This window comes from Alkalibacterium iburiense, from assembly GCF_039521845.1.
GTDB classification, from domain to species: Bacteria; Bacillota; Bacilli; order Lactobacillales; family Carnobacteriaceae_A; genus Alkalibacterium; species Alkalibacterium iburiense.
Window position 1 is genome coordinate 1 of sequence record NZ_BAAACW010000102.1, and the last position, 3,188, is coordinate 3,188.

At 38.3% G+C, this 3,188-nt stretch carries 3 protein-coding genes; all 3 read left to right on the forward strand.

The window, feature by feature from the left end; genetic code table 11:
* The first annotated feature begins 208 nt into the window (after positions 1-208).
* The 3 genes from murA to ABDZ53_RS08350 all read left to right on the forward strand — a co-directional run bounded on the left by murA (position 209) and on the right by ABDZ53_RS08350 (position 2,973).
* On the forward strand, positions 209-1,510 hold the full coding sequence (gene murA, locus ABDZ53_RS08340; RefSeq protein ID WP_343755473.1) for a UDP-N-acetylglucosamine 1-carboxyvinyltransferase: 1,302 nt from the start codon (positions 209-211) through the stop codon (positions 1,508-1,510).
* Positions 1,511-1,756: 246 nt separating this feature from the next.
* Positions 1,757-2,740, forward strand: a complete 984-nt coding sequence (gene mreB, locus ABDZ53_RS08345) for a rod shape-determining protein MreB (protein WP_343755475.1) — start codon at positions 1,757-1,759, stop codon at positions 2,738-2,740.
* 44 nt (positions 2,741-2,784) lie between these two features.
* The gene (locus ABDZ53_RS08350; RefSeq protein ID WP_343755477.1) at positions 2,785-2,973 is read left to right on the forward strand and encodes a DNA-directed RNA polymerase subunit beta; all 189 of its coding nucleotides are present in this window, start codon (positions 2,785-2,787) and stop codon (positions 2,971-2,973) included.
* The last annotated feature ends 215 nt before the right edge of the window (positions 2,974-3,188 follow it).

Consider the following 3,188-nt stretch of genomic DNA (forward strand, 5'->3'; position numbering starts at 1 on the left):
TTTCAATTAAATACATGATAATTTGAAGTAGATTAGGCATCTCTTTTCTCTCCTTTTAAATGGGTTTGCACGACTTCATTTTATCAAAAAAGGGGAGGGAGAGGTGCTTTTTTGTGTAAAAGATTGATTTACAAGCAATAAACGAAGAAATAAACTATAAAATAAACAAAATTTTTGGAAATACGTCGTAAAAAATGGAGGACATAAAATGGAAAAAATAATTGTGAGTGGAGGCAGAAAGTTAAAAGGTTCTGTCACTATAGATGGAGCTAAAAACGCTGCACTTCCAATACTAGCTGCTACAATTCTGGCAAGCGAAGGAGATTCAAAGCTTAGCAACATTCCTTTATTATCAGATATTTATATTATGAACGAGGTATTATCTTATTTAAATATGGATGTTGCCTTTGATGAAGAAAATAAAACCATTACGATTAATGCAGAAAAAGAATTGAACAATGAAACACCTTTTGATTTCATGAGCAAAATGCGTGCTTCCATTGTAGTTATGGGACCGTTGCTTGCCCGTACAGGGTATTCTAGAGTGGCATTGCCAGGCGGCTGTGCTATTGGATCTCGTCCTATCGACCTACACCTTAAAGGCTTCGAAGCGATGGGTGCAAAGATTGAAATGGGAAATGGATACATTGAGGCATCTGTTGACGAATTAAAAGGGGCTCACATTTACTTAGATTTTCCTAGTGTTGGAGCAACCCAGAATATTATGATGGCCGCGACTATGGCTAAGGGAACTACCGTCATCGAAAACGTGGCTAGAGAACCTGAAATAGTCGATCTTGCTAACTTTTTAAATAGAATGGGAGCAAAAGTAGTAGGTGCCGGTACAGAAACGCTTCGAATAGAAGGTGTGGAAACCTTACACGGGGTAGACCATTCAATTATACCTGATAGAATTGAAACCGGGACATTTATGGTTGCTGCAGCCGTTACGCAAGGAGACATCTTAATTGAAGAAGGAGTCGCTGAACATAATAAGCCTCTCATCTCAAAACTAGGTGAAATGGGCGTCCAATTTATTGAATCTAAAGAAGGGATTCGAGTCATTGGACCGACTACATTAAAACCGACTGATGTTAAAACGATGCCTCATCCAGGTTTTCCTACGGATTTACAAGCGCCAATGACCATTGCTCAGCTGGCAGCTGAAGGAACCAGTATCATGAGAGAGACTGTTTTTGAAAATAGATTTATGCATATGGAAGAACTAAGAAAAATGAATGCGAATTTCAACGTCGATGGACAAAGTATCATTATCCAAGGAGGCCATACTTTACAAGGAGCAGAAGTGGCTTCTAGCGATTTACGTGCATCTGCTTCTCTAATTATCGCCGGCTTAATATCTGAAGGATACACAAAGGTGACGAAATTGCATCACCTCGATCGTGGCTATGCAGGATTCCATAATAAATTGAAGAAATTGGGAGCCGATATTGAAAGAGTCATTGAGGAAGAATCGACTGTATCAGAAACTAGCTCTGTTGGTATATAACTTATAAATTGAATAGAGAGAAAAGAGTGCATAAGGCCTAACGACCTACTTTTTTACAATGTTGACTCTTTTCTCTTTTTTTTGTTGTCTTAAATCAACAAGCCAACGATATCTTAACATAATTTTAAAATTTGGTGTTGCTCTTTTTTTCTATCTTAAGTATCATAGAAAGAGTGAAAAGATTTTAAACGTTCACATGCGTCTCGTATTATACACTAGTAATGAATCGGTGAGAGGAGAAAAACGATGGCTAGAGATATTGGCATCGACTTAGGAACAGCAAACGTGCTTGTTCATGTTAAAGGCAAAGGAATTGTATTAAATGAACCAGCTGTTGTAGCACTAGACACAAAAACAAACGAAGTATTAGCAGTAGGGGAAGAAGCCTACTTAATGGTCGGAAGAACACCCGGAAATATAACCGCTATACGTCCATTACAAGGAGGAGTCATTGCTGATTTTGATATCACGGAAGCGATGCTGACTCACTTTATTGATAAACTAAATGTTAAAGGATTTTTAACTAAACCCAATATTTTAATTTGCTGTCCAACGAATATAACTGCTATTGAACAAAAAGCGATTATTGAAGTAGCTGAAAAAAGTGGCGGCAAGAATGTGTATCTGGAAGAAGAACCGAAAGTAGCCGCTATAGGGGCAGGAATGGATATATTCCAGCCAAGTGGAAACATGGTCATCGATATCGGTGGCGGGACAAGTGATATTGCTGTCTTATCGATGGGTGGAATCGTCACCAGTCGTTCAATTAAGGTTGCCGGTGATACATTGGATGATGATATTAAAGAGTATGTAAAGAAAAAGCACGGCTTACTCATTGGTGAACGTACAGCTGAACAAATAAAAAAAGAAATTGGTGTCATGTTTAATCACGGAAGAGATGAAGAGATGGACGTTCGTGGAAGAGATATGGTCTCTGGCTTACCTCGCACCATTACTATAACTTCTTTAGAAGTCATGGAGGCAACAAATGAATCCTTGCAAGCAGTGGTTGAGCAGGCAAAAGCCGTTTTAGAACAAACCCCTCCTGAATTATCTGCTGACATTATTGATCGAGGCGTTATTTTAACTGGAGGAGGCGCCATGCTTGATGGCATTGACCTTTTATTTGCTGAAGAGTTAAAAGTTCCCGTATTTGTTGCTGAAGAACCGCTTGACTCTGTGGCTTTAGGGACTGGCATACTATTAGAAAATCTGAAAAAAAGAAGATAATAGTCTTCACTGGGGTAAGGGATGAATAGAAGAGGTGAACACGAATGACATGGAAATCTGTAGTCAATAACATTCTCATTTATATTATAAAAGTTCTTGTTGTCGTTCTATTAATTGGTGCTGCATTTATAGGTGGGGCCATGCTAGGTTACAGCGTCATTGGTGAAGCCGGCGATCCGATGGATATTTTTAACCCAGATTTATGGAGACATATACTTGAATTTATTTTTTAATCAAACGGAACAGACTCTGCCTTTGGGGAGGGTGCTGAAAAAGAAACCCTTTTTAAGGGCTATAAATGGGTAAAATAAATAATCAGTGATTATCTGGTAAATTTCAAGGCATTTACACAGGTAGCACTGATTATTTTTGTTTGTTTTCTATTAATTTTTCTTCATTCTCGCTCTTGAGCTTAATTATTCGCTTCATATTCACCACGAAGAGCGTA